Raw genomic sequence first — 357 nt, forward strand, 5'->3', positions numbered from 1 at the left:
GCCGGTCGGCGGCGGCCCCGCCGCCGGGCCGGTCGGTCGGCCGGAAGGCCCATTCCATCCGCGGCTCCATCGCGAACCGGAACGTCCGCTGGACGGGCGGTGTGCACAGGGCGGTCACCACGGCCACCGCCACCGCCGTCACCGCGATCTCCCCCAGCGGCCGGTGCAGCCATGGGTGGTCGTACCAGTCCCAGAAGCGGGAGCCCTTGGCGAGGAAGCCGTGCAGCAGATAGCCGTACAGCGTCCCGGCGCCGAGCACCGTGAACCACATCCGGCGCCGGGGCACCCAGGCGAGGAAGCACACGGTGAGCACCATGGAGCAGCCGAAGAGGGCGAACGTCATCACCGGCCCGGCCC

At 73.4% G+C, this 357-nt stretch carries 1 pseudogene; it reads right to left on the reverse strand.

The annotated features are described in order from the left end of the window. A pseudogene (locus KN815_RS48735) lies at positions 1-357 on the reverse strand (acyltransferase family protein); the annotation flags it as partial.

Origin of the sequence: Streptomyces niphimycinicus (genome assembly GCF_018883605.1) — a bacterium.
GTDB classification, from domain to species: domain Bacteria; phylum Actinomycetota; class Actinomycetes; order Streptomycetales; family Streptomycetaceae; genus Streptomyces; species Streptomyces niphimycinicus.